At 56.2% G+C, this 22,341-nt stretch carries 28 protein-coding genes; 10 read left to right on the top strand and 18 right to left on the bottom strand.

What is annotated here, in order from left to right; translation table 11 throughout:
* Positions 1-23: 23 nt before the first annotated feature.
* Positions 24-575 carry a translation initiation factor IF-3 gene (infC, locus tag CKW31_RS13980; protein WP_176469887.1) on the bottom strand — a complete coding sequence of 184 codons (552 nt, stop codon included), beginning with the start codon at positions 573-575 and terminating at the stop codon, positions 24-26.
* Positions 575-2,497, bottom strand: coding sequence for a threonine--tRNA ligase (thrS, locus tag CKW31_RS13975; RefSeq protein WP_095095803.1), 1,923 nt, complete (start codon positions 2,495-2,497; stop codon positions 575-577). The genes infC and thrS overlap by 1 nt, the downstream gene beginning before the upstream one ends.
* Before the next feature lie 364 nt (positions 2,498-2,861).
* Here thrS and CKW31_RS13970 point away from each other — a divergent pair, with 364 nt between their 5' ends.
* Positions 2,862-3,167 (top strand): hypothetical protein, encoded by a 306-nt coding sequence (locus tag CKW31_RS13970; protein WP_095095800.1) that lies wholly within the window; start codon positions 2,862-2,864, stop codon positions 3,165-3,167.
* Positions 3,168-3,463: 296 nt separating this feature from the next.
* Positions 3,464-3,676, top strand: a complete 213-nt coding sequence (locus tag CKW31_RS13965) for a cold-shock protein (protein WP_007905882.1) — start codon at positions 3,464-3,466, stop codon at positions 3,674-3,676.
* Between the two features lie 64 nt (positions 3,677-3,740).
* Here the strand turns inward: CKW31_RS13965 and CKW31_RS13960 are convergent, their stop codons facing one another.
* Positions 3,741-4,055: an I78 family peptidase inhibitor gene (locus CKW31_RS13960; RefSeq protein WP_027898684.1), complete on the bottom strand. Its 315-nt coding sequence runs from the start codon at positions 4,053-4,055 to the stop codon at positions 3,741-3,743.
* A 311-nt stretch (positions 4,056-4,366) separates the two neighbouring features.
* Between CKW31_RS13960 and CKW31_RS13955 the strand changes: the two genes are divergently transcribed.
* Entirely contained in the window at positions 4,367-4,561 is a 195-nt protein-coding gene (locus CKW31_RS13955; RefSeq protein WP_095095798.1) for a hypothetical protein, read from the top strand.
* A gap of 31 nt (positions 4,562-4,592) precedes the next feature.
* Here CKW31_RS13955 and CKW31_RS13950 read toward each other — a convergent pair whose 3' ends face one another.
* The 8 genes from CKW31_RS13950 to CKW31_RS13915 all read right to left on the bottom strand — a co-directional run bounded on the left by CKW31_RS13950 (position 4,593) and on the right by CKW31_RS13915 (position 12,167).
* Positions 4,593-5,618: a nucleoside hydrolase gene (locus CKW31_RS13950; protein WP_095095796.1), complete on the bottom strand. Its 1,026-nt coding sequence runs from the start codon at positions 5,616-5,618 to the stop codon at positions 4,593-4,595.
* Between the two features lie 40 nt (positions 5,619-5,658).
* Entirely contained in the window at positions 5,659-6,063 is a 405-nt protein-coding gene (gene rbsD, locus CKW31_RS13945; RefSeq protein WP_095095793.1) for a D-ribose pyranase, read from the bottom strand.
* Positions 6,060-7,007 (bottom strand): ribokinase, encoded by a 948-nt coding sequence (rbsK, locus tag CKW31_RS13940; RefSeq protein ID WP_095095790.1) that lies wholly within the window; start codon positions 7,005-7,007, stop codon positions 6,060-6,062. The genes rbsD and rbsK overlap by 4 nt, the downstream gene beginning before the upstream one ends.
* Before the next feature lie 35 nt (positions 7,008-7,042).
* Entirely contained in the window at positions 7,043-8,047 is a 1,005-nt protein-coding gene (locus tag CKW31_RS13935; RefSeq protein ID WP_095095788.1) for a LacI family DNA-binding transcriptional regulator, read from the bottom strand.
* Between the two features lies 1 nt (position 8,048).
* Complete coding sequence (locus tag CKW31_RS13930) at positions 8,049-9,044, bottom strand: ABC transporter permease (RefSeq protein ID WP_095095784.1); 996 nt, start codon at positions 9,042-9,044, stop codon at positions 8,049-8,051.
* Positions 9,044-10,594: a sugar ABC transporter ATP-binding protein gene (locus tag CKW31_RS13925; RefSeq protein WP_095095781.1), complete on the bottom strand. Its 1,551-nt coding sequence runs from the start codon at positions 10,592-10,594 to the stop codon at positions 9,044-9,046. Before CKW31_RS13925 ends, CKW31_RS13930 begins: the two co-directional genes overlap by 1 nt.
* A gap of 55 nt (positions 10,595-10,649) precedes the next feature.
* Positions 10,650-11,612: a sugar ABC transporter substrate-binding protein gene (locus tag CKW31_RS13920; protein ID WP_095095778.1), complete on the bottom strand. Its 963-nt coding sequence runs from the start codon at positions 11,610-11,612 to the stop codon at positions 10,650-10,652.
* A 159-nt stretch (positions 11,613-11,771) separates the two neighbouring features.
* Positions 11,772-12,167: a hypothetical protein gene (locus tag CKW31_RS13915; protein ID WP_218192152.1), complete on the bottom strand. Its 396-nt coding sequence runs from the start codon at positions 12,165-12,167 to the stop codon at positions 11,772-11,774.
* Between the two features lie 169 nt (positions 12,168-12,336).
* On the opposite strand from CKW31_RS13915, the gene CKW31_RS13910 reads away from it, so the two are divergent.
* From CKW31_RS13910 to CKW31_RS13895, 4 genes are all read left to right on the top strand, one after another.
* The gene (locus CKW31_RS13910; RefSeq protein ID WP_027898675.1) at positions 12,337-12,588 is read left to right on the top strand and encodes a DUF1654 domain-containing protein; all 252 of its coding nucleotides are present in this window, start codon (positions 12,337-12,339) and stop codon (positions 12,586-12,588) included.
* Positions 12,589-12,592: 4 nt separating this feature from the next.
* Positions 12,593-13,315 carry an endonuclease gene (locus CKW31_RS13905; protein ID WP_095095771.1) on the top strand — a complete coding sequence of 241 codons (723 nt, stop codon included), beginning with the start codon at positions 12,593-12,595 and terminating at the stop codon, positions 13,313-13,315.
* 354 nt (positions 13,316-13,669) lie between these two features.
* Complete coding sequence (locus CKW31_RS13900) at positions 13,670-13,912, top strand: DUF6555 family protein (RefSeq protein ID WP_095096080.1); 243 nt, start codon at positions 13,670-13,672, stop codon at positions 13,910-13,912.
* Between the two features lie 66 nt (positions 13,913-13,978).
* Positions 13,979-14,233 carry a hypothetical protein gene (locus CKW31_RS13895; protein WP_095095768.1) on the top strand — a complete coding sequence of 85 codons (255 nt, stop codon included), beginning with the start codon at positions 13,979-13,981 and terminating at the stop codon, positions 14,231-14,233.
* A gap of 49 nt (positions 14,234-14,282) precedes the next feature.
* Here the strand turns inward: CKW31_RS13895 and map are convergent, their stop codons facing one another.
* A complete protein-coding gene (gene map, locus CKW31_RS13890) occupies positions 14,283-15,074 on the bottom strand; it encodes a type I methionyl aminopeptidase (protein ID WP_095095765.1) in 792 nt (263 codons plus the stop codon).
* On the bottom strand, positions 15,071-15,325 hold the full coding sequence (locus CKW31_RS13885) for a ParD-like family protein (protein WP_095095762.1): 255 nt from the start codon (positions 15,323-15,325) through the stop codon (positions 15,071-15,073). Before CKW31_RS13885 ends, map begins: the two co-directional genes overlap by 4 nt.
* A gap of 144 nt (positions 15,326-15,469) precedes the next feature.
* Here CKW31_RS13885 and CKW31_RS29570 point away from each other — a divergent pair, with 144 nt between their 5' ends.
* On the top strand, positions 15,470-15,664 hold the full coding sequence (locus CKW31_RS29570; protein ID WP_141230155.1) for a hypothetical protein: 195 nt from the start codon (positions 15,470-15,472) through the stop codon (positions 15,662-15,664).
* Here CKW31_RS29570 and CKW31_RS13875 read toward each other — a convergent pair.
* The 3 genes from CKW31_RS13875 to CKW31_RS13865 form a co-directional block, all read right to left on the bottom strand.
* On the bottom strand, positions 15,615-15,812 hold the full coding sequence (locus CKW31_RS13875; protein WP_095095756.1) for a hypothetical protein: 198 nt from the start codon (positions 15,810-15,812) through the stop codon (positions 15,615-15,617). The genes CKW31_RS29570 and CKW31_RS13875 overlap by 50 nt on opposite strands.
* A gap of 88 nt (positions 15,813-15,900) precedes the next feature.
* A complete protein-coding gene (locus CKW31_RS13870; protein ID WP_095095753.1) occupies positions 15,901-16,938 on the bottom strand; it encodes an Ldh family oxidoreductase in 1,038 nt (345 codons plus the stop codon).
* 80 nt (positions 16,939-17,018) lie between these two features.
* Positions 17,019-17,462, bottom strand: a complete 444-nt coding sequence (locus tag CKW31_RS13865) for an N-acetyltransferase (protein WP_095095750.1) — start codon at positions 17,460-17,462, stop codon at positions 17,019-17,021.
* A gap of 194 nt (positions 17,463-17,656) precedes the next feature.
* Here CKW31_RS13865 and CKW31_RS13860 point away from each other — a divergent pair, with 194 nt between their 5' ends.
* Complete coding sequence (locus CKW31_RS13860; RefSeq protein ID WP_095095747.1) at positions 17,657-18,694, top strand: FecR family protein; 1,038 nt, start codon at positions 17,657-17,659, stop codon at positions 18,692-18,694.
* Between the two features lie 353 nt (positions 18,695-19,047).
* Here CKW31_RS13860 and CKW31_RS13855 read toward each other — a convergent pair whose 3' ends face one another.
* Positions 19,048-21,381 (bottom strand): acylase, encoded by a 2,334-nt coding sequence (locus tag CKW31_RS13855; protein ID WP_095095744.1) that lies wholly within the window; start codon positions 21,379-21,381, stop codon positions 19,048-19,050.
* 223 nt (positions 21,382-21,604) lie between these two features.
* Here CKW31_RS13855 and CKW31_RS13850 point away from each other — a divergent pair, with 223 nt between their 5' ends.
* Entirely contained in the window at positions 21,605-21,994 is a 390-nt protein-coding gene (locus CKW31_RS13850) for a Fe2+/Zn2+ uptake regulation protein (protein ID WP_095095742.1), read from the top strand.
* Between the two features lie 35 nt (positions 21,995-22,029).
* Here the strand turns inward: CKW31_RS13850 and CKW31_RS13845 are convergent, their stop codons facing one another.
* A complete protein-coding gene (locus CKW31_RS13845) occupies positions 22,030-22,218 on the bottom strand; it encodes a hypothetical protein (RefSeq protein WP_095096077.1) in 189 nt (62 codons plus the stop codon).
* Between the last annotated feature and the right edge of the window lie 123 nt (positions 22,219-22,341).

Raw genomic sequence — 22,341 nt, 5'->3', positions numbered from 1 at the left:
CAAGGCCTGCCGTGCCCTGGTGGTTATTTCTTCTTTTTCGGGGCGATGACCATAATCAGCTGGCGTCCTTCCATCTTAGGATGCTGCTCAACGGAACCGTATTCGAGAAGGTCACCTTCAACCCGCTTCAACAGTTCCATGCCCAGCTCCTGGTGGGCCATCTCACGACCGCGGAATCTTAACGATACCTTGGCCCTGTCCCCGTCACTCAGGAAACGTACCAGGTTGCGTAGTTTTACCTGGTAATCCCCTTCCTCCGTCCCTGGACGAAACTTGATTTCTTTAACCTGGATCTGCTTCTGATTTTTCTTGGCAGCGGCAACCTGTTTCTTCTTTTCGAAGATCGATTTGCCGTAGTCCATCAGCTTGCAGACAGGGGGTACTGCATCGGCGGAAATTTCCACCAGATCCAGCTTGGCCTCTTCAGCCTTAAGCAGCGCGTCTTCAATTGACACAATCCCAAGCTGCTCGCCTTCAGCTCCAATTAACCGAACCTCGCGTGCCGAGATATTCTCGTTGATCGGGGCTTTCGGTGCAGCTCGTTTATCTTGTCTCATTTCACGCTTAATAGTAATTACTCCGAATCTTGGCGACCACGCCGGGAAACCGCTTGTGCGAGGAATTCAGCGAACTGGGCGACCGGCATCGAGCCGAGGTCTGCACCTTCGCGTGTACGCACAGCGACAGTTTGCATTTCAACTTCCCGATCTCCAATCACGAGGAGATAAGGGACCTTGAGCAAAGTATGCTCACGGATTTTAAAGCCGATCTTTTCATTTCTCAAGTCGGACTTGGCACGAAACCCGCTTTCAGCGAGAATTTTTTCCACTTCAAGGGCAAAATCTGCCTGTTTATCAGTGATATTCATAATCACTGCCTGAGTGGGCGCCAGCCAGGCCGGGAATGCACCTTCGTAGTGCTCGATCAGAATCCCGATGAAACGTTCGAAAGAGCCAAGAATCGCCCGGTGCAACATCACCGGATGTTTACGGCTGTTGTCCTCGGACACATATTCGGCGCTCAAACGGATCGGCAAGTTAAAGTCGAGCTGCAGGGTACCACACTGCCAGACACGACCCAGACAGTCTTTCAACGAGAACTCGATCTTCGGACCGTAGAAAGCACCTTCGCCCGGCTGCAGATCGTAAGGCAGACCCGCGCTATCCAGCGCCGATGCCAGTGCGCTTTCGGCGCGATCCCACAGCTCATCGGAACCTACACGCTTTTCAGGACGGGTCGAAAGCTTCAGCTCGATGTCCTTGAAGCCGAAGTCGGCATACACATCCAGAGTCAGCTTGATGAACGCTGCAGACTCAGCCTGCATCTGATCTTCAGTGCAGAAGATGTGTGCGTCATCCTGGGTAAAGCCACGAACACGCATGATCCCGTGCAGCGCACCGGACGGCTCGTTACGGTGGCAAGCACCGAACTCGGCCAGACGCATCGGCAACTCACGGTAGCTTTTCAGCCCCTGATTGAACACCTGCACGTGGCATGGGCAGTTCATCGGCTTGATTGCGTAGTCGCGGCTCTCGGACTCGGTGGTGAACATGTTATCGGCGTAGTTCGCCCAGTGACCTGACTTTTCCCACAGGGAGCGATCGACCACCTGCGGCGTCTTGATCTCCAGATAACCGTTCTCGCGCTGCACTTTGCGCATGTACTGCTCAAGCACCTGGTACAGAGTCCAGCCCTGCGGATGCCAGAACACCATGCCCGGCGCTTCCTCCTGGGTGTGGAACAGCCCAAGACGCTTGCCGATCTTGCGGTGATCGCGCTTTTCAGCTTCTTCGATACGCTGGATGTAAGCAGCCAGTTGCTTCTTGTCGGCCCATGCGGTGCCATAAACGCGTTGCAGCTGCTCGTTTTTGGCATCGCCGCGCCAGTAGGCACCGGACAGCTTGGTCAGCTTGAAGGACTTGAGGAAGCGAGTGTTCGGCACGTGAGGGCCGCGGCACATGTCGACGTATTCTTCGTGGTAGTACAGACCCATGGTCTGCTGCTCTGGCATGTCTTCAACCAGACGCAGTTTGTAATCTTCGTGACGCGCAGTGAACACGTCGATCACTTCGGCGCGCGGAGTGACCTTCTTGATGACGTCGTAATCTTTTTCGATCAGCTGCTGCATGCGCTGCTCGATCGCCGCCATGTCGTCAGGCGTGAACGGGCGCTCATAAGCGATATCGTAATAAAAACCGTCATCGATGACTGGCCCGATGACCATCTTTGCAGTCGGGTACAGTTGCTTGACCGCATGACCTACCAGGTGGGCGCACGAGTGGCGGATGATCTCCAGCCCTTCCTGATCCTTGGGGGTAATGATCTGCAGGCTGGCATCTTTCTCGATCAGATCGCTGGCGTCGACCAGTTGACCGTCGACCTTACCGGCGACGGTGGCCTTGGCCAGACCTGCACCAATGGAAAGCGCGACCTCGGCTACGGAAACGGGGTGATCGAATGAACGTTGACTGCCGTCGGGAAGAGTAATGGTGGGCATGGCGCCTCCTCTCCTAGTGGTGACCCCTACCAAAGGTCACGTGGGTTGGGATGAGCCAGTACGTGATCCGGTGGTATGCCTGCCTCACAGTGGCAGGAGCCTTGCGGCCAACCTTGAACCGAACCAGATGACTGGTTTGAAATAAAACTGCACAACGACGGCGAAAAGAACACCAGCCAGACGCGGACAGATATAAAGGACGCGCATCCTATCACAGCTCAACCCATTCACATGCACGCTGGATCAATCAATTGCACCGCCCACATCCGTCTCGCGTTCATCAAACTGAACTGGCGTGGGCACTCATCGTCAGATAGCTGTGCAACCTGCTGCAAATACGTTGAACCCTATAAAGGAAAACGCCATGAAGCTTCCACGTTTATTCGCCCTGCTCGCCCCACTCGCCCTGGCAATGCCACTCACCGCTCATGCGGCCATGAGTGCTCCAACCAAAGCCAAGTTCATTCAGGATTGCGTGTCCACCGCAGGGCAAAAGCTTGATGCAGCCTCAGCCAAATCCCACTGCGAATGTGGCGCCGAGCAAGTGAGCAAAAACTTCAGCAGCGCGGAAATTGAAAAAATGAGTAATGGCGGTCAGCCACCAACCCGTGAGCAGACTGAAAAAATGCGTAAGTTGGTCGAAGCCAACTGCACTCAGCCAAAAAAATAATTCATCTACATGACTTCATGAAGCCAGGCGGGGGCATATTTGCAGGATGACTGTGGGCAATCCCTGAAAGCCACGGAATACGAGCCTTTCAGCCCCGCCAACCAACCTTTCTATGTAACTTCGAGCTTCAGAAACAAGGTGGCTTAGAGGAGTTATTCCGGGTTTACCTACGGTTACTGCTCAAAGTTCTTACTGAAAAAGTTCTACATTCCCACATTTCGACTATGATAGGCCGGTGTGCCCAGTTGGCCTGAGCAACACGTACACTGAAAAAATTATGTTCTTGGAGATTCACCATGTCTAATCGCCAAACCGGCACCGTAAAATGGTTCAACGACGAAAAAGGCTTCGGCTTTATCACCCCACAGGGTGGCGGTGACGACCTGTTCGTACACTTCAAAGCTATCGAAAGCGACGGTTTCAAAAGCCTGAAAGAAGGCCAGACCGTTTCCTTCGTGGCTGAGAAAGGCCAAAAGGGCATGCAAGCTGCTCAGGTTCGCGCGGAGTAATCCAGGCGATCTAAAAAACCCCGTCACTGACGGGGTTTTTTTATGGGTGCAGAAACGGCTCGACTCAACCGCAGTTAACCCGCACGACCTTGCCATTGGCATCGGTATTGAGATTGACGCGGTTGGAGCGGTATTCCAGGGTGACCATATCGTTGGCACCGATGAAGCGGGCATCTTGCGCCCCGGCTTTGGCTCGGGCCTGGGCGAGCAACGCAGCCGATGCTTGCTGACCTACGGCGAACTGAGCACCTGCGGCGTCGCAGCGTCCACTGGCAACCGGAGCATTCGGCTCTTGAGCTGTTGACTCAGACGTGCTGCTGCACCCTGCCAGCAACGACAACGCAACAGCAAACCCGACTGAAGAGATTTTCCACGGCATACAGACTCCTTGACCGATAAACATAAGCTGAACCCTTGCGACAGCACCGCAACCCATTCGTTGCAACATATGGCCAGTTCCAGGCCATCAGTACAGACCGCTGCGCAGTCTGCCCGAGCTTAATGCGCCACGTCTCAGCAAATCGTCACAAAACATGAGTACGCATGCGCCGGATTTTGACTTGTCGCTGCGTTACCGTCTTAGGTCGCAGTGTCAAACAGCGGCTGAAATGCTTTACTGGAGCAAGCGTTCGGCCGTCCAGGCCGCACCCTGTAAAGGATCTCCCTTTCAGACGACGAGACGAGGCAGCAATGGCAGTCGTATCCATCGATGCAGACATCAAGGCGAAATGGCCCCAGGGGCATTCATCACACAGCCCGGGCAATCCGGAGGAGCTGGCGATCATTGCTGTGGACTTGCTGGTAAAAGAGTTGGGCACCGAGGGCGCGCTGGCATTCATCACGCAAGTGCTCGCTCGCTACCCGAACGAAACCGGCAAGGCTTGACGAACGCCAAGCCGGTTTCGCTGGCAGGAGTTTATTTCAGGCGTGCCAGGCGACTGGTCAGCAGATCGAAGAAGCCTTGTGCGTCACCACTCTCGACCCAGAACACGTTCTTGTCGCGACCAAGCGTGTCATACCAGTCAGCAACGGTCTGACCGAAACCTATTCCTTCACGACTATCAACGGCAACGTTGATTTGCCTGCCACTGAACAGCTCGGGCTTGAGCAGCCAGGCAATGACACTGGCGTCATGTACCGGCCCGCCGGGCAAGCCATAGTGAGCCATGTCCAGCTTCACGTATTCATTGAGAATACTGCCGACCAGTTTGCCCGCCTGATTATTTAACGCGGCGATCTGGGCCAGACGCTGCTCGCTGGTGAGTATTTTGTGGGTTACGTCCAGTGGCAGGTAGGTCAGCTTGACGCCACTGGCCAAAACCACTTGAGCGGCATGAGGGTCAGCGAAGAGGTTGAACTCGGCGACCGGCGTGATATTTCCGCCGTTGAAGTGCGCCCCGCCCATCACGACGACTTCCTTGATGCCCTGAGTGATTTCCGGATCCTGTACCAGTGCCAGAGCCAGGTTGGTTTGCGGCCCCAGCATGGCGAGGGTGATGCTGTGCGGTTTGGCCTTGCGCAAGGTGTCAATCAAGTACTGCACCGCATTGCCCTGAGCAAGCCCCTGTTTAGGCTCATGCACGGGTACACCGGGCAACCCTTCCTGACCATGAACGTTTTCCGCATAGATAGGTGTACGCACCAAAGGCTTGGACGCACCGGCATATACCGGCACTTCTTCGCGCCCGGCCCACTCTCGGGCCAGTCTTGCGTTGCGAGAGGTTTTGTCCAGACGCACGTTGCCCGCCACAGTCGTAATCGCCAGGACATTCAACTCCTCAGGCGATGCCAGCGCGAGCAGCAAAGCCACCACGTCATCAGCCCCCGGATCGGTATCGATGATCAAGTCGCGTTTTTCCGCAGCCTGGGTCACGCTTGCACTGAGAATGGACAAAAGCAGCAGGCTCCGGAATAGCTGTTTGAAGATAGGCAACGCTTGCATAGCGAACTCCCTGTTCAGATTAAATGACTGTTGCGAGGAATCAGAAAACCACTCCGGCGACCAGCGCAATGTTGCTGTATGGCTCGCACTCACCGGTACGCACGATTGCTTTGGCACTTTTGCTCAGCACTTTGAGAGCCTCGTGACTGAGCAGCCGCTGCTCTCCCAGATCGCCGTCCAGATTCAACCCTTCAATCACGCTCAGGGCCGGCGGCTTCTTGAACATGATTTCTTCGGCCAGCACATGGCTTTCAACCTGCATTTCACTCAGCACGGTATCCAGCACACTGGCGAAGTCGGCCATACCACGGGTCAACGCCAGATCAATCAACTCCACGCCTGCCGGAATCGGCATGCCAGCATCAACGATCATGACGATATCGCCGTGCCCCAGGGAAGCAATGACGCGGGAAAGGGCGATATTGAGCAACGGTGTTTTTTTCATGTAGGGTCAAACCTTTGTACTTCAGCACGATCAGGGATGGAAGGCTGCGCACCCTCTCGGGTTACCGACAATGCCGCAGCCTTTTGTGCGAAACGAATCGCCTCGGCTTCAGTGCGACCTTCAGCCAGCGCCGCAGCGAAACCGCCGACAAATGTATCACCCGCAGCCGTGCTGTCGACCGCAGTGACGCGCGGCGCGGGAAACTGCTCGACGCCCTGCCCCGATGCCAATAACGCGCCGTGCTCACCTAACGTAATGATCACTTTGCCTGCGCCCGCAGCCAGCAGGGACCGGGCCGCGTGCTCTGCAGACGTCGGAGAGTCCACTGCTATACCGCTCAGGATTGCCGCTTCGGTTTCATTGGGGATCAGATAATCGATCAACGAATACCAATGCTCGGGCAATGCAGCCGATGCCGGAGCCGGGTTGAGAATGACCGTCTTGCCCAGTTCCCGCGCTCGACGCAATACGTGAGCAACGGTTGGCACCGGCACCTCAAGCTGACAAATGACCACCTGCGCAGCATCGAGCAGCGCGTCAAAGCGGTCTATGACATCCGGCGTCAGCTGGCCGTTGCCCCCGGCGACGATGATGATCGAGTTCTGGCCATTGGCATCCACCACAATCGAAGCGATTCCCGTGGATACCCCCGCCACGGTAGTCAGCCCCTGACAATCGATATCCTCGGCCAGTAACGCGGCACGCAGTTGCTCACCATAGGCGTCATCACCCACGCAACCGATCATCGCCACCCGCGCCCCCAGCCGCGCCGCGGCGACCGCCTGATTAGCACCTTTGCCGCCGGATACTGTGGCAAACGAATCCCCGCTCAAGGTTTCCCCCGGCCCCGGCAAGCGCTGGGCGCGCGTCACCAGATCCATATTCAAACTGCCGACCACCACTACCTGGGCGTGCGACGTATCTGCATTATTTTTCACATTCATCGTTCTTACTCGAGGTAGTTTTTGCTCAACGTCATTCATGTGACAGGAGGCGCCGTGGACTCACGCAACACAATGCTTGGGGGCACGACACGCTGTTCGGTCACGCCGTCGAATGGCCCGGTGATTCGTCGCAACAGCATCTGCGCGGCATGCTCGCCCAGTTCGACAATCGACTGGCCGACGGTCGTCAGCGCAGGATAGACATAGCGGCTCATTTCGATGTCATCGAAACCCACCACGGACAAGTCCTTTGGCACACGAATATTGCGTTCGGCAGCCGCGCGCAATACGCCGATGCCAATCATGTCATTGCCCGCAAAAATGGCGGTTGGCGGCTTGCCTGACAACAGGCTGACAGCCGCCTGGTAACCGCCCGGACTGGTGTAGTCGCTTTCGATCACCCAATGTGGCTCAACCTTGATACCAGCTTGCGCCATGGCTCGTTCGTAACCATTCAGCCGTAATCGCGCCACACTGGTCAGCGCCGGGCCATGAATGCAGGCGATATGCCGATGCCCCAACTCCAGCAAGTGCCGGGTTGCCAGATAGCCGCCGAGCTCATGATCGATACGCACCAGATCGGCGTCTATACCTTCCAGCTCTCTGTCGACCACCACCATGGGCGTACGCACCCCTGCGAGGCCACCATCTAGACCGGGATCGCCACCCACCGAGGACACGATCAGCCCATCGACACGCTTCTCCAGCAGCACCCGCAAATAGCCCCGCTGCTTATCCGCATTGTCATCGCAATTACACAGGATCACGCAAAAACCGTTGCGCTCGCAGTAGTCTTCAATGCCTCGAGCCAACTCAGCGAAATAGGGATTCACGCCATTGGGAATCAGCAGCCCGATTGTCGATGTGGACTTGGCTTTAAGAGAACGCGCCACCGCACTGGGCACATAATCCAGCTGCTGAATGGCAGCTTCGACCTTGATCCTGACCTGATCGCTCACGGGCCTGGATTTGTTCAGGACATGAGAAACCGTGGTGTAGGAAATCCCGGCCAACGCCGCTACATCCTTAATCGTTGCCATATCAGACCTGGCGCTTCGCGCGATGGCTGCGATAGGTGTCGAGCACTACCGCGATGACAATCACCGCGCCGGTAATGATCCGCTTGGTCGGCTCTGTGGCACCAATTTGCGCCAGCCCGGCCGCCAGCACGGAGATGATCAGGACGCCAAAGAAGGTACTGACGATAGAACCACGTCCGCCCATCAGACTGGTCCCGCCGATGACCACTGCAGCGATGACTTGCAACTCCAGGCCCGAGCCTGCGTTGGGGTCAGCGGCCTCCAGACGGGAAATCTGGAACAGCGCAGCCACGCCCGCCAACAGGCCCATCAACGAGAACACCAGAATCTTGTAAGGCTTGGGATTGATACCCGCCAGCCGCACGGCCTCTTCGTTAGTGCCAATGCCAATCAGGTAGCGTCCGAACACGGTGCGGGTAAGCAACGCCTGAGCAGCGATAATGACCAACAGGGCAATCACAAATGAAGGTGAGATGCCGAAGGCAAACGGGTTCGATAACCAGGCATACGAGTCGCCAATGTAGGCCGTGCGCGAGTCGGTCATCTGGTACGCGACACCGCGAGCCATTTCCAGCACGCCCAGCGACACGATGAATGACGGAATCCGCCAGGCAACCGTGATTGATCCGGTTATGGTCCCCGCGAGTGCGGCGCATGCCATGCCAAACAATGCAGCCGGGAAAATGCTCCAGCCCCAGCCGAGAATCGCCACGCTGACGGCTGAGGCCGCCAGCGCCAGCACCGAGCCTACCGACAGGTCAATGCCGCCGATGATCAGCACAAAGGTCATGCCCACTGCCAATACCATCAAGTCAGGGATCTGGTTGGCGATGGTGCTGAAGGTGTTGTAAGAAAGGAAGTGGTCACTGAGCAGCGAGAACAGCACGATCATCGCCAGCAAAGCACCCGCCAGCCCCAGATAAGTCCCCAGGCCGAAATAGGTGCCGCTACGTTTGGCGGTTGAAGGCAAAGCCGTTGAAGGGGTTGAGGTTTTCATCAAGCAGTCCTCGGCGCGGCTTCACTGAGCAGCGCGTCGCGTTTTTGATAGCCGGCAAATGCGGCGGCAAGCAGTTCATCCTGGGTCCAGCTGTCGCGCTCGAAGGTATCGATCAGGCGTCCGGCAGACAGCACGCCGATGCGATCACAGATCAGCATCAGCTCACGCAGATCACTGGACACCACGACCAGCGCCCTGCCCTGACGGGTCAGCTCACCGAACAACCCATAGATATCGAATTTGGCACCGACATCGATACCCCGGGTTGGCTCGTCGAACAGCATGATCGGGCAGTCACGCTCCAGCCATCGGCCAATCACCACCTTCTGCTGATTGCCACCGGAAAGTTCGGAAACCAGCTGCGCCGGACCGGAACTGCGGATGCGCATGGCATCGATCTGCCGCTGCGCCAGGCTCATTTCATCTTGAGCTTTGACCATTCCGCCAGCCGACACCGCATCCATGTTGCCCAAGGCGATATTGGCGCTGATGGACTGAGTCAGCAAAAGCCCCTCACCCTTGCGGTCTTCAGTAATCAACGCGATACCCTGGCGAACGGCATCGGAGGGTGAACGAATCGAAACGCTGCGCAGCGGGCTGCCCAACTCGATGGTGCCACTGTCGGCCAGATCAGCCCCATAGATCAGACGCATCAGCTCGGTACGACCCGCTCCGATCAATCCGGAGATACCGAAAATTTCGCCTTTACGCACCTGAAATGAGACATCCCTGACCTTGTCACCACGACTCAGGCCTTTGACGTTCAGTGCTACTTCGCCAATCTGGCGCGTCCCCAGATCGATCTTGTCACCCAGTTCGCGACCGACCATCAACGTCACTAACTGCTCGCTGCTGTAATTGGCAATGGCGTCGACGCACACCAGCTTGCCGTCGCGCAGCACAGCAATTCGCTGCGCGACACGTTGCAACTCCTCAAGGCGGTGAGAGATGTAGATGATCGACACGCCGCGTGCCTGCAGGCGGGTGATCTGCTCGAACAACATCTCGACCTCCCGCGCCGTCAACATGGCGGTCGGCTCATCGAGAATCAACACACGGCAATCACCGATCAGGTTGCGAGCGATCTCGACCATCTGCTGATGGCCAATGCCCAACTCACCGACCAATGTATCCGGGTCGATAGCATCCAGCCCTACTTGAGCCATGGCCTGAGTCGCATCTTCACGCAGACGCTTGCGGTTGATCCAGCCAGCACGTCGCGGCAGGTTATCGAGAAACAGGTTTTCGGCAACGGAGAGCGTGGGCAGCAGGTTCAGTTCCTGCATCACCATCCGCACCCCCAGCTTTTCTGCCTGGGTTCGGTTGGTCGGCTGATAGCTTTCGCCCTGGAACTGCATCTGCCCGGTGGTGGGCGCTTCCAGACCGCCGATAATTTTCGAAAGAGTGCTTTTTCCTGCGCCGTTTTCCCCCGTAAGGGCCAACACTTCGCCGCGTATCAACGTCAGGTCGATATCGCCAAGTACGGGTTGCGCGTAGGTTTTGCCTATACCGCTGACAGAAAGCACAGCAGTTTGAACTGAAGCCGACATAAGAATCTCCGTGCACCTGCCCAGGACGGGCAGATGCAGTCATTCGACAAAGGAGTTACAGTTTGGATTGAGTGATCAGAGTGACCGGTGTTTCGATGATGCCATTCACTGTCTCGACTTTTTCGCCCTTGAGAATCTTCAAGGCCGCGTCGATACCGAACATGGCTTGCCTGGCGGCGAACTGATCAGCCGTCGCCAGCACTCGACCGTCATTGATCATCGGCTGAATAGCCTTGATGTTGTCGTAGCCTACTACTTTGACCTGATCCTTTTTGCCTGCCGCGCGTACCGCGGAAACAGCGCCCAGCGCCATGCTGTCGTTACCGGCCAGCAGCGCTTTCAGGTTCGGGTGAGCATTGAGCATTTGTGAAGCAACGGCATTACCTTTGTCGATTTCCCAGTTACCGGACTGAACCGAGACAATCTTCATCTGCTTGGCTTCCATGGCGTCCTTGAACCCCGCCGTACGCTGTTGAGCGTTGGTGGTCGTGGAAACGCCTTCGATAATGCCGACTTCATCTCCCGGATTCAGGTCGCGAGCCAGGTACTCACCCACCAGCCTGGCGCCCTTACGGTTGTCAGGCCCTACGAAAGGCACGCTGATGCCTTTGCTTTTCAGCACTTCGGGATCCAGTTGATTGTCGATGTTCACGACTGTGATCCCGGCATCCATAGCCTTCTTGATCACCGGTACCAACGCCTTGGAATCTGCAGGTGCGATAACCAGCGCGTTGACTTTGGAAACGATCATCTGCTCAACAATGCGGATTTGGCTGGAGGTGTCTGATTCGTCCTTGATGCCGTTGGAGATCAGATCGAACTTGTCAGCGTTTTCTTTCTGGTAAACCTTGGCACCGTCTTCCATGGTTCGGAAGAATTCGTTGGCGAGGGATTTCATCACCAGCGCGACTTTGGGCTTTTCAGAAGACTCAGCGGATAAAGCAGGAAGAGAGGTTGTTGCGGCAACAGCAGCGAGCATAGCGACGGCAAGAACGCGTCCAGCAAATGGCAGCTTCATGGGTACACTCCGATCTTATGATTATTGTGTCGGGCAAAGCATCGTAACCCTGATCGATGATCATGGCGCAAACGTTTGCGAGAAACGAACTATGAGAAACGGCGCGACGATTGTCAACGCCTGGAACGGAGTGCTGCGCTAAAAAAAGTCGAGTGACCTTTACACCGTGATATCCATGCCGCCGCTTCTGTCGAGCTCTTTGAACAAAGATGCAGACATCAACATGATCGACCCTGTGACGGCGGTGATCTGACTTTGAAAGCTGGCCACGACTGAGTTTTTGGCAGCCAAGTTCGAATAGGCAGCGTTTTCAGCAGATTGCATCCTCGCTCGCAGGTCACGCAACTGCTCTTGCAATTCGGCCAGACGCTTTAGCAACCGTTTGGCCGAAACACTCAGATGATCGGAGATGTCGCCGCTGATCTTTTTCTCTTCCGAGGCGGTGTCGAGCTTCTTCTCCTCTCCATCAACGGCGTCCGCGCTGGCGGTCGCGGCCGCATTGATACTGAATGCAGGCGCTGAAAAACCGACTGTAGAAATCGTCATTACTGTCATCCTGAAATAATGGAGTCCTGAACCAGCAATCGGCTACGCCGTTTTTTTCTTTAACGCTGAATGCCCGAAGGTGATGCCTACAGGTCTGTTTTGTTTTCCTACAGAGAAGTTGCGAAAAGGCCCACAGTGAAATACTGTATGCCCGTACAGCAATCCAGGAAACCTCTCCGTGGCGAAATCAAGCGCAGCAACTCAGTCCCTACCCAGCTCCTACGAACGTTTAGGCGTAAGGGTACAAAAGATCATCAATTCACCTACGGCACAGAAAGCCAAGGCGGCGCTGATATTCCGTCTGCCAGATGAAATCGAAGACGAGTGGAACCAGTTGCTTGAAGAGATTGCTGAAAATGACAATGTAACCCTCGCCTATCGAGACGATGGCGGCATACACATTTTCTGGACAGTGCCGAAGGAAGATTGACGGCATGATGGTGCGAATTCTTACCCTGTTTTGTACGACCCTGTTCCTCACCGCTCCAGTCAATGTTCACGCAGAAGCGCCCCATACCTTCAGCCAGGCGAAAAAAATTGCCTGGGGCCTCTACTCCGCCCAGTCAACGGAGTTTTATTGCGGCTGTAAATACAGTGGCAACAAGGTCGATATCGCTGGCTGCGGCTATGTCCCACGCAAGAACGCCACGCGTGCCAAGCGCATTGAATGGGAACATATCGTCCCGGCATGGCAAATCGGCCATCTGCGTCAGTGCTGGCAAAACGGGGGGCGCAAAAACTGTACAAAGAACGACAAGATTTTCCAGCAGGCCGAAGCCGACCTTCACAACCTTGTACCCAGCATTGGCGAGGTCAACGGCGATCGAAACAACTTCAGTTTTGGTTGGCTTCCGCCCCAGACGGGCCAATACGGGTCGTGCCTGACTCAGGTTGATTTCAAGGCCAAAAAGGTCATGCCCCGGCCTTCCATCCGAGGCATGATTGCACGCACGTATTTCTATATGAGCAAGCAGTACAACTTGCGCCTGTCGCGCCAGGACCAGCAGCTTTATCAGGCATGGAGCAAGACGTACCCCGTGGAAAGCTGGGAACGCCAGCGTAATCAGAAGATTGCCTGCGTGATGGGACGAGCCAATGAGTTCGTCGGCCCGGTAGACCTGAAAAATTGCGAAAAAACCGTTTCAAGCAATCGTTAGCAGCTTCCATAAACCGGGCAACCTTCGAAAAGGCTGCCCGGCTCGCAACGCTTTTTCTGCCAGATTCCGCTTCTTTGTACTCCCTCCAAAAAAGCACAGCGCCACTCATCGGAGTTGTGTACAAATATGTTCAATTCAGTGTAAATCTCCTGATTCCTTTTCAAGGCAGAACATCAGCAAAACCACCGCTGGAGCAGCAGTACGATTCACGGCCGCTTGAAGTCTTTTGCAAGCCTGTATCGATCTCTAAATGAACTGGTAGTACGCCGGATACTTTCCCTACTCAAGCTCTCAGGTACCAGGGAAGTAGACATTTTCAGAGATGCATCCCGACACACTACAGGCAGGGGAATGATGAGCGATCAGACGGATTTTGAAATTCATTATCAGTTTCGCGGCGAACCTCGGCAATTCTGCCATCAGGCATTGCAACTGTGCGAAAGCGACGCGCTGCACATTGCCACACTGCACGCGGGGGTCTGGCAGGTAGGCGACAGTATTGCAACAGGGCCGATCCGCATGGCACTTCAGCAGGCAGAGGGACGGGGCGTTACCCAGGTGCACTGGAAAAAGACACCCAGGAAAGAGAAACTCTAAACGAACCTGTTTTGAGGCGGTCCCAATTACCAAGCAGCGCTCATCAACCAGCAACGCGAGGTAAGCATGACCATCGATAAAGACCTTGAAAAAGAAGTCCTCACCCGACTCCTAAAAGCTCATCCGGCAGGATTGGGTAAAGAAGTACTCGACAACTATCGGGGGGAGAACGCAGTCGCGGATACCCTGGAGTACTTGCAGCAAGGCGGGCTGATCCACCACGGTAGCGTCGAGTCACCAGGCGAACCGGGTCGTTCGCTCAACTATCCGATCAAGCTTAGTTCTGCTGGCGTTGTCGCTGCAAAAGCCTACGAAGTTTAGGGCTGCAGCGTAAAAAGCCCGATCTGTTTTCAGGTCGGGCTTTTTCATGTCAGATCTCCGGGTATTCCCCTGTGCCATCCGGCCATGGGGTGAGTAGCTCAAAGCCCGTCTCGGTGACCGCGACCATGTGCTCCCACTGGGCAGACAACGACAAGTCTCTGGTCAGAACTGTCCAGCCATCAGGCAAAACTTTAGTGCCCGGCTTGCCCGCATTGATCATCGGTTCAATGGTAAACACCATGCCTGGCTTGAGACGCATACCCTTCCCTTGCGCCCCGTAATGCAGCACCTGCGGATCTTCATGATAGTTACGACCGATCCCGTGGCCACAATATTCACGAACAACGCTAAACCCTTCGCGATGCGCCACCGTCTGGATCGCATGGCCAATGTCGCCCAGCGTCGCGCCAGGACGTACTGCGTGAATACCGGCACGAGTCGCTTCGTAGGTCGTGTACACCAGACGCTTCGCCAACGGACTGACTTCACCGACGAAGTACATGCGACTGGTATCTCCGTACCATCCATCCTTGATGACGGCCACGTCGATATTGATGATGTCGCCATCCTTCAGGATGTCGGACGCTGACGGTATGCCGTGACACACCACCGCATTGGGTGAAATGCAGGTGGTCTTGGTAAAACCGTGATAACCGACATTGGCCGGTGTTACTTTCAGCTCTTTGACGATGTATTCATTGCAGATGTCGTCCAGCGCCTCGGTACTGATGCCCGCCTTCACATGGGGTGTGATCATGGCCAGCACATCAGCAGCCAACCTGCCGGCAATCCGCAGTTGAACCAGATCCGCTTCACTTTTGATGCTGACTGGGCCGCTCATCGAGAAGCCACCTTCGCCTGAGGCTCGACAGGCGAGATGTCATAGTTCTGAGCACTGAGCACCACACCATCGGCGTTTTCCGTACGAATCAGCATCTGGCAGATATCGCTGTAATTGAGCGCAGGGTGCAACTCGCTGAGCATGCCGACACGCATCCAGTGCTCTGCTTGCGCATTTATAGAGCGACTGAGGGCCGCACTCGCTGCACGGATATTGGCGTGCATATGTTCAGAAATCTTGACCAGACCCATGGTTCACCTCGTATAGAATATACGAATCATATACGCTTCATATACTGCCTATCAAGCCAGGCATGAACCGATTCTATGTGGGTACCTGATTATGAGTGGCTGTCAGTGGTATAAATCCCGGCAGCCGCATCTGGAGAATCAAGCGTGGTAAATTTTCTGCTGGGCTGGTTGGTGGTCTCGCTGTTCGGCGCACTGCTGGCGCTTCGTTTGATACGCAATGGCAGACGCCGTCCTGCACGCAAAACCGCCAAGACTGAAACCGTGGTCAATGCAGACCCTGGCAACAACGTCATTCTGCCGCCGGACGACCCTGGTATTCACCCGCGTGCCGGGCATTGACGATGGCCATCGACACCAGAGGCTCGTAGGCATTGAACTGACGAAGCGCTGCCGCCAGCGCCAGAAAATCTTCGCGCTGCATTTCATTCATGCCAGCGATGATGGATGCGTGATCAGTGGAAGTGTTTGCAACGTGTTCAAGGGACATGGCGACCGCCTCTTTTAAATTTACTGTTTAAACATACAGTATTTGTATAAGGCGGATAACGCAAGCCAGCGAACGACGAACGGCTCTGTCAGTGATCAGCTGCAGCCGCAAGTGCTTGCAGGTTGGCCCATTCAACCTGGGAAATTTCGATCCCCTTCACGAGTGATTTTGCCCGTTCCTGATAACGACGATCACCCGGCATGCGCTCCTGCCCTACGCCGTGCATCTGCCTGACCAACTCTTCGCTGCGCTCTGCGAAGTGCTGACCGCTGCCTTTGTCCGGATCAATGACAATCAGCAATTGCCCGGTCCAGGGCGTCTGGGCGCCAGGGTGCCTGGACCAGTCGAATTCAAACGAGAAATTGCCCCCGGTGAGACCGGCAGCCAGCAGCTCGACCATCATCGACAGCGCAGACCCCTTGTAGCCGCCAAACGGCAGCAGCGCCCCGCCATCGAGAATGGCTTTGGGGTCCTGCGTCGGCTGCCCGCCGCTATCAACGCCCATGCCCGCGGGCAAGGTGCGTCCGGCACGGGCGGCGATTTGCACGTCACCATTGGCAATGGCACTGGTGGCGAGGTCAAACACAATCGGCTGTCCACCAGAGCGAGGCGCGGCGAACGCGATGGGATTGGTACCAAATAGAGGCTTTTGCGCGCCGTGGGGCACCACGCACGTCATGCTATTGACCACGCTCAACGCCACAAGGCCCTGTTCGGCGAATGGCTCGACATCTGGCCACAAGGCTGCAAAGTGATGGGAACTGCGAATTGCAAGAATCGCGATACCCGCACTTTTTACTTTCTCTATCAGCAAAGGCGTTGCCGAGGCCAACGCAGGCTGCGCGAAGCCATTAGCCGCATCGACCCGAATAAACGCAGCGCTTACATCCTCGACCACCGGCACGGCTTGCCCGTTGACCCAGCCGCTGGCCAACGACGACAAATAGCCGGGAATACGAAAAATCCCATGACTGTGCGAACCGTCGCGTTGGGCGCTCGCACAGTTTTGCGAGAGGACTTCGGCGACTTCTTCCGACGTTCCGTGGCGTATAAATATCTGCCGCAGTACCTGGGCCAGCTCAGTGAAACTGAGGGTATGCGTCACGATATCTCGGGGTGCAGACATTTGAAACTCCGGCGTCAGGTTGAACACGTTATGCAGCGATTGAGTGTTGCGTCACGGCCTTCGCAGACTGCTGCGCAACATCACGCGGGTAAATCGACCGCATCGAGGCGCTTCTGGAAAAAGTAACGGGTATGGCCCGGCGGATAATCGTTGATCTGCCCGCACTCGCTATAACCAAGGCCGCGATAGAAGTCCGGTGCCTGAAAATCGAATGTATCGAGCCATATGCCAACGCAGTTTTTTTCCCGTGCAAGATCTTCCGCCATGGTCATCAAGCGCGAGCCAAGCCCTTGACCACGAGCCTGTTCAGGCACGGCCAGCAACTCGATGAACATCCATCGATAAAAGATGCTGCCGCTCAATCCGCCCAACACTTCATCACTTTTTTCATCCCGGACGAGCAATGCAAATTTCTCCGCTCCGGACTCACCCGCCTGAGCGACGTTATAGGCACGCAATGGCGTAAGGATTGCCGATACTTGTTCTTCGGTGGGATTTGAGGTTTGTTCGATACGCACATTCATCCATGGCTCCGCGGGTTTGTTTGGATGAATGGCAGTCTAATACTGCTCCGCACTCAATAGGGTGTTAAAAAATGCGTTAACGCGAATTGACTGCTATTACCCAAAAAATGGCCTGCTGCATTGATATTCAATAGCCATAGCTGTTCTCCCCTACTCCTGCGCAGATGTAGAATGCTCCTACAGCCGGAGTACCAATGACCGACCCAATTCTCAGCGAAACCGAATACGACGCCGTCACCGATGCCGCAGCACATTGGTGCATGCGCATGCACGCCAGCGATTGCACCGCTGAAGAACGCCGGGCATTCGAGCAGTGGCTTGATGCTCATCCGCTGCATACCGTGGAATACCAGGCGATGCTGGAAATCTGGGAAATTTCCGAACAGGTTGTACCGGTCAATCCTTCGCCCGCCAATCACGAGAATGTCGCGAAATTTCGCACTGGCGCGGCATCTGAAGCGCGTGGCAGAAATTGGCGCAGCTATGCCGTGGCGGCGGCGGTCATCGCCCTCGTGTTACCGGTTGCAGGCTATATCGGCTGGAATCAGGGTTGGCTGCCCAATGCCTACGACTCCTATGAAGCCGACGGTAGCACCCGGTTGGTCACCATGGCTGACGGCAGTCGGGTGGAACTGAATCTGGGAACCCGCCTGACCTTCGCCAACTACAAGGATCGGCGCAGCGTGGTGCTGGACAAAGGTGAAGCTTTCTTTGAGGTCAGCCACGATGCTCAACACCCGTTTGTGGTGAAAGCCGGCCAAGGCAGCGTCAAGGTCACCGGTACAAAATTCAACGTCTGGATGTATCAGGATCAGGTCCGGGTGATGTTGCTCGAAGGCTCGGTCCAAGTGGTCAGTGATACGTCTCAACCCGGCAGCGGTTATCGCCTTGAGCCGGGCATGCAGGCCAGTTACAAAAACGGCGATTTCCAACCGCAAATCAGCGAGACCTACGCCAACGACAACAGCCTTGCGTGGCGCAATGGCAAGCTGGTGATCAACAACCTGCCGCTGGCGCAGGCATTACCGCTGATCAATCGCTACCTGCCGCAACCCATCCTGCTGGCCGACAACGCCACTGGCGCAATCCGCATCGGAGGCAGTTACAACACTCAGGACATGGCGAGTCTGGTAGCGTCTCTGCCCAAGGTCCTGCCGGTGACGGTTACCCGCAACAATGAAGGCAATCAGGTCATCAATAGACGGCCGAGTGTTGCCGCGCCGAAGGGGTAGGTTGACGCCTCCCCTGAAGCAGGAGCGCGCCTTGTGGGAGATTTTATGTTGACCTGCAAGCTGATTGACGACGTGGGACCGGCTTTAGCCGGGAAGGTGGTATTTCTGCCGATGAAGACTCAGCGTCTGTCACGGCCTCTTCCCGGCTTTAGCCGGGAAGGCGGTATTTCTGCCGATGAAGATTCAGCGTCTGTCACGGCCTCTTCCCGGCTAAAGCCGGTCCCACGACTTCACCCCTAATATCCAGGATTGCGCAGGTCGTGTGGGAGCTGAGCCTGGTCTGGGCAGCATTCAGACAATAAGGCTGGATGCGATCCAAAGCAGATCGCGCTCAGCCTTACTCCTCCCTGAGATTACTTCTGCCCTTCCTTGATCACCTGCAACCGATAAGCCGGATCAGCCTGGATCTGCTGCTCGGTGAACGGCAACACAGCCCATTGTTTTCTGGAGAACGCCTCAGTCTGATCCCGACGATACGGCGACTCGGGACGGGTTGATTCCGAAGGCGCCAGCAAGCCTTGAGCATGGGGGCCACGCTCATCGAAACTCACGACTTGCAAATAACTGCTGCCGCTGACCACTTCACGCTTGCCGTCACCACGCGGGACGGTCTGCATCGCGTTGTACACGCCCAAGATGCCCAGGCCACCATGAATCGGCGTCTGTTGCGTGCCCGCAGTTGAAACCTGAATATCCCCCCAACGACTGTTTGCCGTCAGCCCCGCCTTGCTCAATTGCTCCGCCGATTCCAGTATTGCCGCGTGCAACACTTCGGTTACGCCCGCCTGCTGCACGTCCAGGCCGCGTGGCGTATGGATCGGATTGGCCGGATCAAATGCGATACGCCAGGCATTCGGCACACTTTGCAGCGCCTTGGCGATGTTCTGAAAATGCACGTAGCCTACGCCAGCGTCCAGATTGGCGCTGCGGTCCCACTGGCTCATGCTCGTACAAACACTTTTGACTGTCGCGACGTCAGCACCCGAATACCCGGCGCAGTATTGCAGCAGGTCATCCAGCAGCCCACCCGCCTCGGCCAGGTACACTCGGTTATCCATGACCATCGCCTGCAAGTCGGCAAGGGTAACTTTGCCAGCTTGTTGCAGGCTGGCCAGTCGATCTACCGCAAAGCGCGTGCGCGGGCCCAGTGGCTGGGCGTCACGACTGATCAGCGGCGAGAACCCCGTCAACGGCTGCGCCGGGTTGGTCATCCACGCCGAGTCATTGGAATTCTGCAGGTAGTCGCTGCGGCTCAGTGTTGGCAACGCCGACACCGGGAAGATACCGGCCTGCGCCGCTGTCGGGTCGTTATCCCAGGCGCAGGCACTGCGGGAGCCGTCGAGCACAATCATCTCCAGCCCGGCAGCAGGATCGCTGCATTGGGCGAGCTTCTGCTGGCTGACATTCGGGACGACTGAATAGTTGGTGTAAAGCGTCTGCCCCTGATCATCGACCGCGAGGGTGTTGACCCAGGGGATGCCCTGGATTTTCTGCAACGCACCTTTCAGATCAGCGAGACTTCCGGCGCGGTTCATCGCGTACCACTGCTGTATGACCCGGTCATTGCCCAGATTTGCATCACGCAGGCTGTAGGCATATTCGTGATTCCAGTCCAGCTTGCCCGGCCATTGCACCACAGGACCGAACTCGGACTGATAGATCTCACGGGATTGCTGTTGCGGCTTCCCATCCTTGTCAGCCAGCGTAACGCTGACGGTGGCCTTCTTCAGCGGTCGGGACTGACCGTCAACGATATAACGCGTGGCATCCCCGGGATCGAGCTTGAGGCGGTACAACGTAAAGTGTTTCGAGGTATCCACCGTATGGGTCCAGGCCAGATGCTGGCTGAAACCGATATTGATCAGCGGCAAACCAGGCAGCGCAGCGCCCATCACATCGAGTTTGCCGGGGATGGTCAGGTGCATCTGATAAAAACGCATGCCGCCGACCCACGGGAAATGCGGATTAGCCAGCAGCATGCCCCGCCCGTTATCCGACCGGTCACGTCCGATCGCCACCGCGTTGCTGCCTCGCTCGAGCGCAAAATCCTGATCATGGGCAGCGGCACTGGCGAATGACATCGAATCTATCGAGCGGCTCGCAACACTGGCGGCAGGCGGTGCCGCGGCTGCAAGCGCTTCAGCAAAGCGCCCAACGCCGCCTTCTACCAACAAGCGACGGGTGAGCCTGACCTGATCCTCGACAGTGATCGGGCGTAGCCATTGCGCCTGCAGGCATTCACCCTGGGTGCCAGCCTCCCGTGTTTCCGCGAGGAACCGGTTGTAACCCGCGACATACCCTTCAACCAATTGGCGGACCTGTGGCGTCTGGGCCTTCCAGAATTCGGCCACGGCCTCGGGCGTGTTCAGCCAGTTGAAAAACACATCGCTGGCCATGTTGTTGCGCTGTTCGAAAGTCTTTTGCTCAGGACCAAAGTAACGTGAGCGCTCGCCGTTGACGGTGACCACTTCATTGGCCAACAGGCAGAGATTGTCCTGTGCGTACGCATAACCGATGCCATAACCAAGGCCGCGCTCGTTCTGTGCGCGAATGTGCGGCACGCCAAAGGTGGTCCTGCGGACTTCGGCGCTGGCCTGTTGCGCGGGCAACTGCGCATGGGCGCTGACACTCAGGCCGAACAACAATCCGGAAATACATAACGTCGGTACGCGCTTGAAAATGATCACTCTGACTCCTGATGACTGGCTTACAGACACGCACAGCCGGGAGGGGCTGTCGCTCACTTAAAGACGAAGAACGACGGGGAAATTTAGTGCGCAGCGCGCTGCCGGACAGCTGTCGAAGCGATGACCGGTAAAGTTTTTTTCGAAAACGATTGAGGATTTGCAGCGCTCATACGTCTTACTCAGTGAGGCAAGCATTTTTTAGAGCCTGAAAAGGAATTTGCGCATGTTGAATCGTCAAGCCACCACCACCCGAACGATGCTGCGCCAGTCAGCCATTGCAGCGCAGGCGCAGGCGCCTGCCACTGATACAGAGCGCCAGGGCAACGAACCTATCAGGAAGTTGCTCAAAAGCTTTGGTCTGCGGACCAGCCTGGTCCGGTTGAAAGTCCTGGATGCACTGCTGCAGGCCACCAGCGAAGGCCAGCCTCTGGGTGTACGTGGTGTGCACAGTCAAATGCTCAAGCTGGATATCCCGCTGTCCTTTCTGAGCGTGCGGGAGGTGCTTAAACGCCTCTGCGATGAAGGCGTTATTTTTCTTAATCCGGATAAAAGCTACAGCCTGCATCCTCAGGCCATGGAACAACTCAACGAACCGGGCAAGTCGACGCAATGAAATGACGGCCCGGCGGTGATCCGGGCCGAAAGCCGTCAGCGCTTGACCTTGCGACGTATCACGCCGTTGATGACCACAACCAGAATGGCAACGGCTATAGCGATGTACTGGAAAGTCTTCTCGCTGATGACGCCGCTGGCCTGCAATTGTGAGAGGCCCAGCATGACCGCCAGTACTACAAGGGCAATCAGCAGCGAATAAATCAAACGTTGTTTATTGGTCATTGCAGGGTTCCTGAAATCTTCATGGACAGCATTCGTTGCGCACGAATGCGCGCCCATCTTACGCTGATGTGCCAAGCCTGACATCGGCATCCTCCATGCACCCTCCGCGTCATGCCTTCCTCA

This window comes from Pseudomonas sp. Irchel 3A5 (assembly GCF_900187575.1).
GTDB lineage: Bacteria > Pseudomonadota > Gammaproteobacteria > Pseudomonadales > Pseudomonadaceae > Aquipseudomonas > Aquipseudomonas folii.
The sequence above is the reverse complement of the archived record's forward strand: the minus strand, read 5'-3'. Positions and strand labels throughout refer to the sequence as shown.

Excerpts from the sequence above, each read along its gene's own strand:
- CKW31_RS13965 (WP_007905882.1), top strand. The coding sequence starts at position 3,464 with ATGTCTAATCGCCAAACCGGCACCGTAAAATGGTTCAACGACGAAAAA.
- CKW31_RS13870 (WP_095095753.1), bottom strand. The coding sequence starts at position 16,938 with ATGTCTGCACCCCGAGATATCGTGACGCATACCCTCAGTTTCACTGAG.
- CKW31_RS13935 (WP_095095788.1), bottom strand. The coding sequence starts at position 8,047 with ATGGCAACGATTAAGGATGTAGCGGCGTTGGCCGGGATTTCCTACACC.
- thrS (WP_095095803.1), bottom strand. The coding sequence starts at position 2,497 with ATGCCCACCATTACTCTTCCCGACGGCAGTCAACGTTCATTCGATCAC.
- rbsD (WP_095095793.1), bottom strand. The coding sequence starts at position 6,063 with ATGAAAAAAACACCGTTGCTCAATATCGCCCTTTCCCGCGTCATTGCT.
- rbsK (WP_095095790.1), bottom strand. The coding sequence starts at position 7,007 with ATGAATGTGAAAAATAATGCAGATACGTCGCACGCCCAGGTAGTGGTG.
- CKW31_RS13865 (WP_095095750.1), bottom strand. The coding sequence starts at position 17,462 with ATGAATGTGCGTATCGAACAAACCTCAAATCCCACCGAAGAACAAGTA.
- CKW31_RS13895 (WP_095095768.1), top strand. The coding sequence starts at position 13,979 with ATGACCATCGATAAAGACCTTGAAAAAGAAGTCCTCACCCGACTCCTA.
- CKW31_RS13930 (WP_095095784.1), bottom strand. The coding sequence starts at position 9,044 with ATGAAAACCTCAACCCCTTCAACGGCTTTGCCTTCAACCGCCAAACGT.
- CKW31_RS13885 (WP_095095762.1), bottom strand. The coding sequence starts at position 15,325 with ATGGGTCTGGTCAAGATTTCTGAACATATGCACGCCAATATCCGTGCA.
- CKW31_RS13845 (WP_095096077.1), bottom strand. The coding sequence starts at position 22,218 with ATGACCAATAAACAACGTTTGATTTATTCGCTGCTGATTGCCCTTGTA.
- CKW31_RS13875 (WP_095095756.1), bottom strand. The coding sequence starts at position 15,812 with ATGTCCCTTGAACACGTTGCAAACACTTCCACTGATCACGCATCCATC.
- CKW31_RS13920 (WP_095095778.1), bottom strand. The coding sequence starts at position 11,612 with ATGAAGCTGCCATTTGCTGGACGCGTTCTTGCCGTCGCTATGCTCGCT.
- CKW31_RS13925 (WP_095095781.1), bottom strand. The coding sequence starts at position 10,594 with ATGTCGGCTTCAGTTCAAACTGCTGTGCTTTCTGTCAGCGGTATAGGC.
- CKW31_RS13915 (WP_218192152.1), bottom strand. The coding sequence starts at position 12,167 with ATGACAGTAATGACGATTTCTACAGTCGGTTTTTCAGCGCCTGCATTC.
- CKW31_RS13900 (WP_095096080.1), top strand. The coding sequence starts at position 13,670 with ATGAGCGATCAGACGGATTTTGAAATTCATTATCAGTTTCGCGGCGAA.
- CKW31_RS13970 (WP_095095800.1), top strand. The coding sequence starts at position 2,862 with ATGAAGCTTCCACGTTTATTCGCCCTGCTCGCCCCACTCGCCCTGGCA.
- CKW31_RS13955 (WP_095095798.1), top strand. The coding sequence starts at position 4,367 with ATGGCAGTCGTATCCATCGATGCAGACATCAAGGCGAAATGGCCCCAG.
- CKW31_RS13860 (WP_095095747.1), top strand. The coding sequence starts at position 17,657 with ATGACCGACCCAATTCTCAGCGAAACCGAATACGACGCCGTCACCGAT.
- CKW31_RS13850 (WP_095095742.1), top strand. The coding sequence starts at position 21,605 with ATGTTGAATCGTCAAGCCACCACCACCCGAACGATGCTGCGCCAGTCA.
- CKW31_RS13950 (WP_095095796.1), bottom strand. The coding sequence starts at position 5,618 with ATGCAAGCGTTGCCTATCTTCAAACAGCTATTCCGGAGCCTGCTGCTT.
- CKW31_RS13905 (WP_095095771.1), top strand. The coding sequence starts at position 12,593 with ATGATGGTGCGAATTCTTACCCTGTTTTGTACGACCCTGTTCCTCACC.
- map (WP_095095765.1), bottom strand. The coding sequence starts at position 15,074 with ATGAGCGGCCCAGTCAGCATCAAAAGTGAAGCGGATCTGGTTCAACTG.
- CKW31_RS13960 (WP_027898684.1), bottom strand. The coding sequence starts at position 4,055 with ATGCCGTGGAAAATCTCTTCAGTCGGGTTTGCTGTTGCGTTGTCGTTG.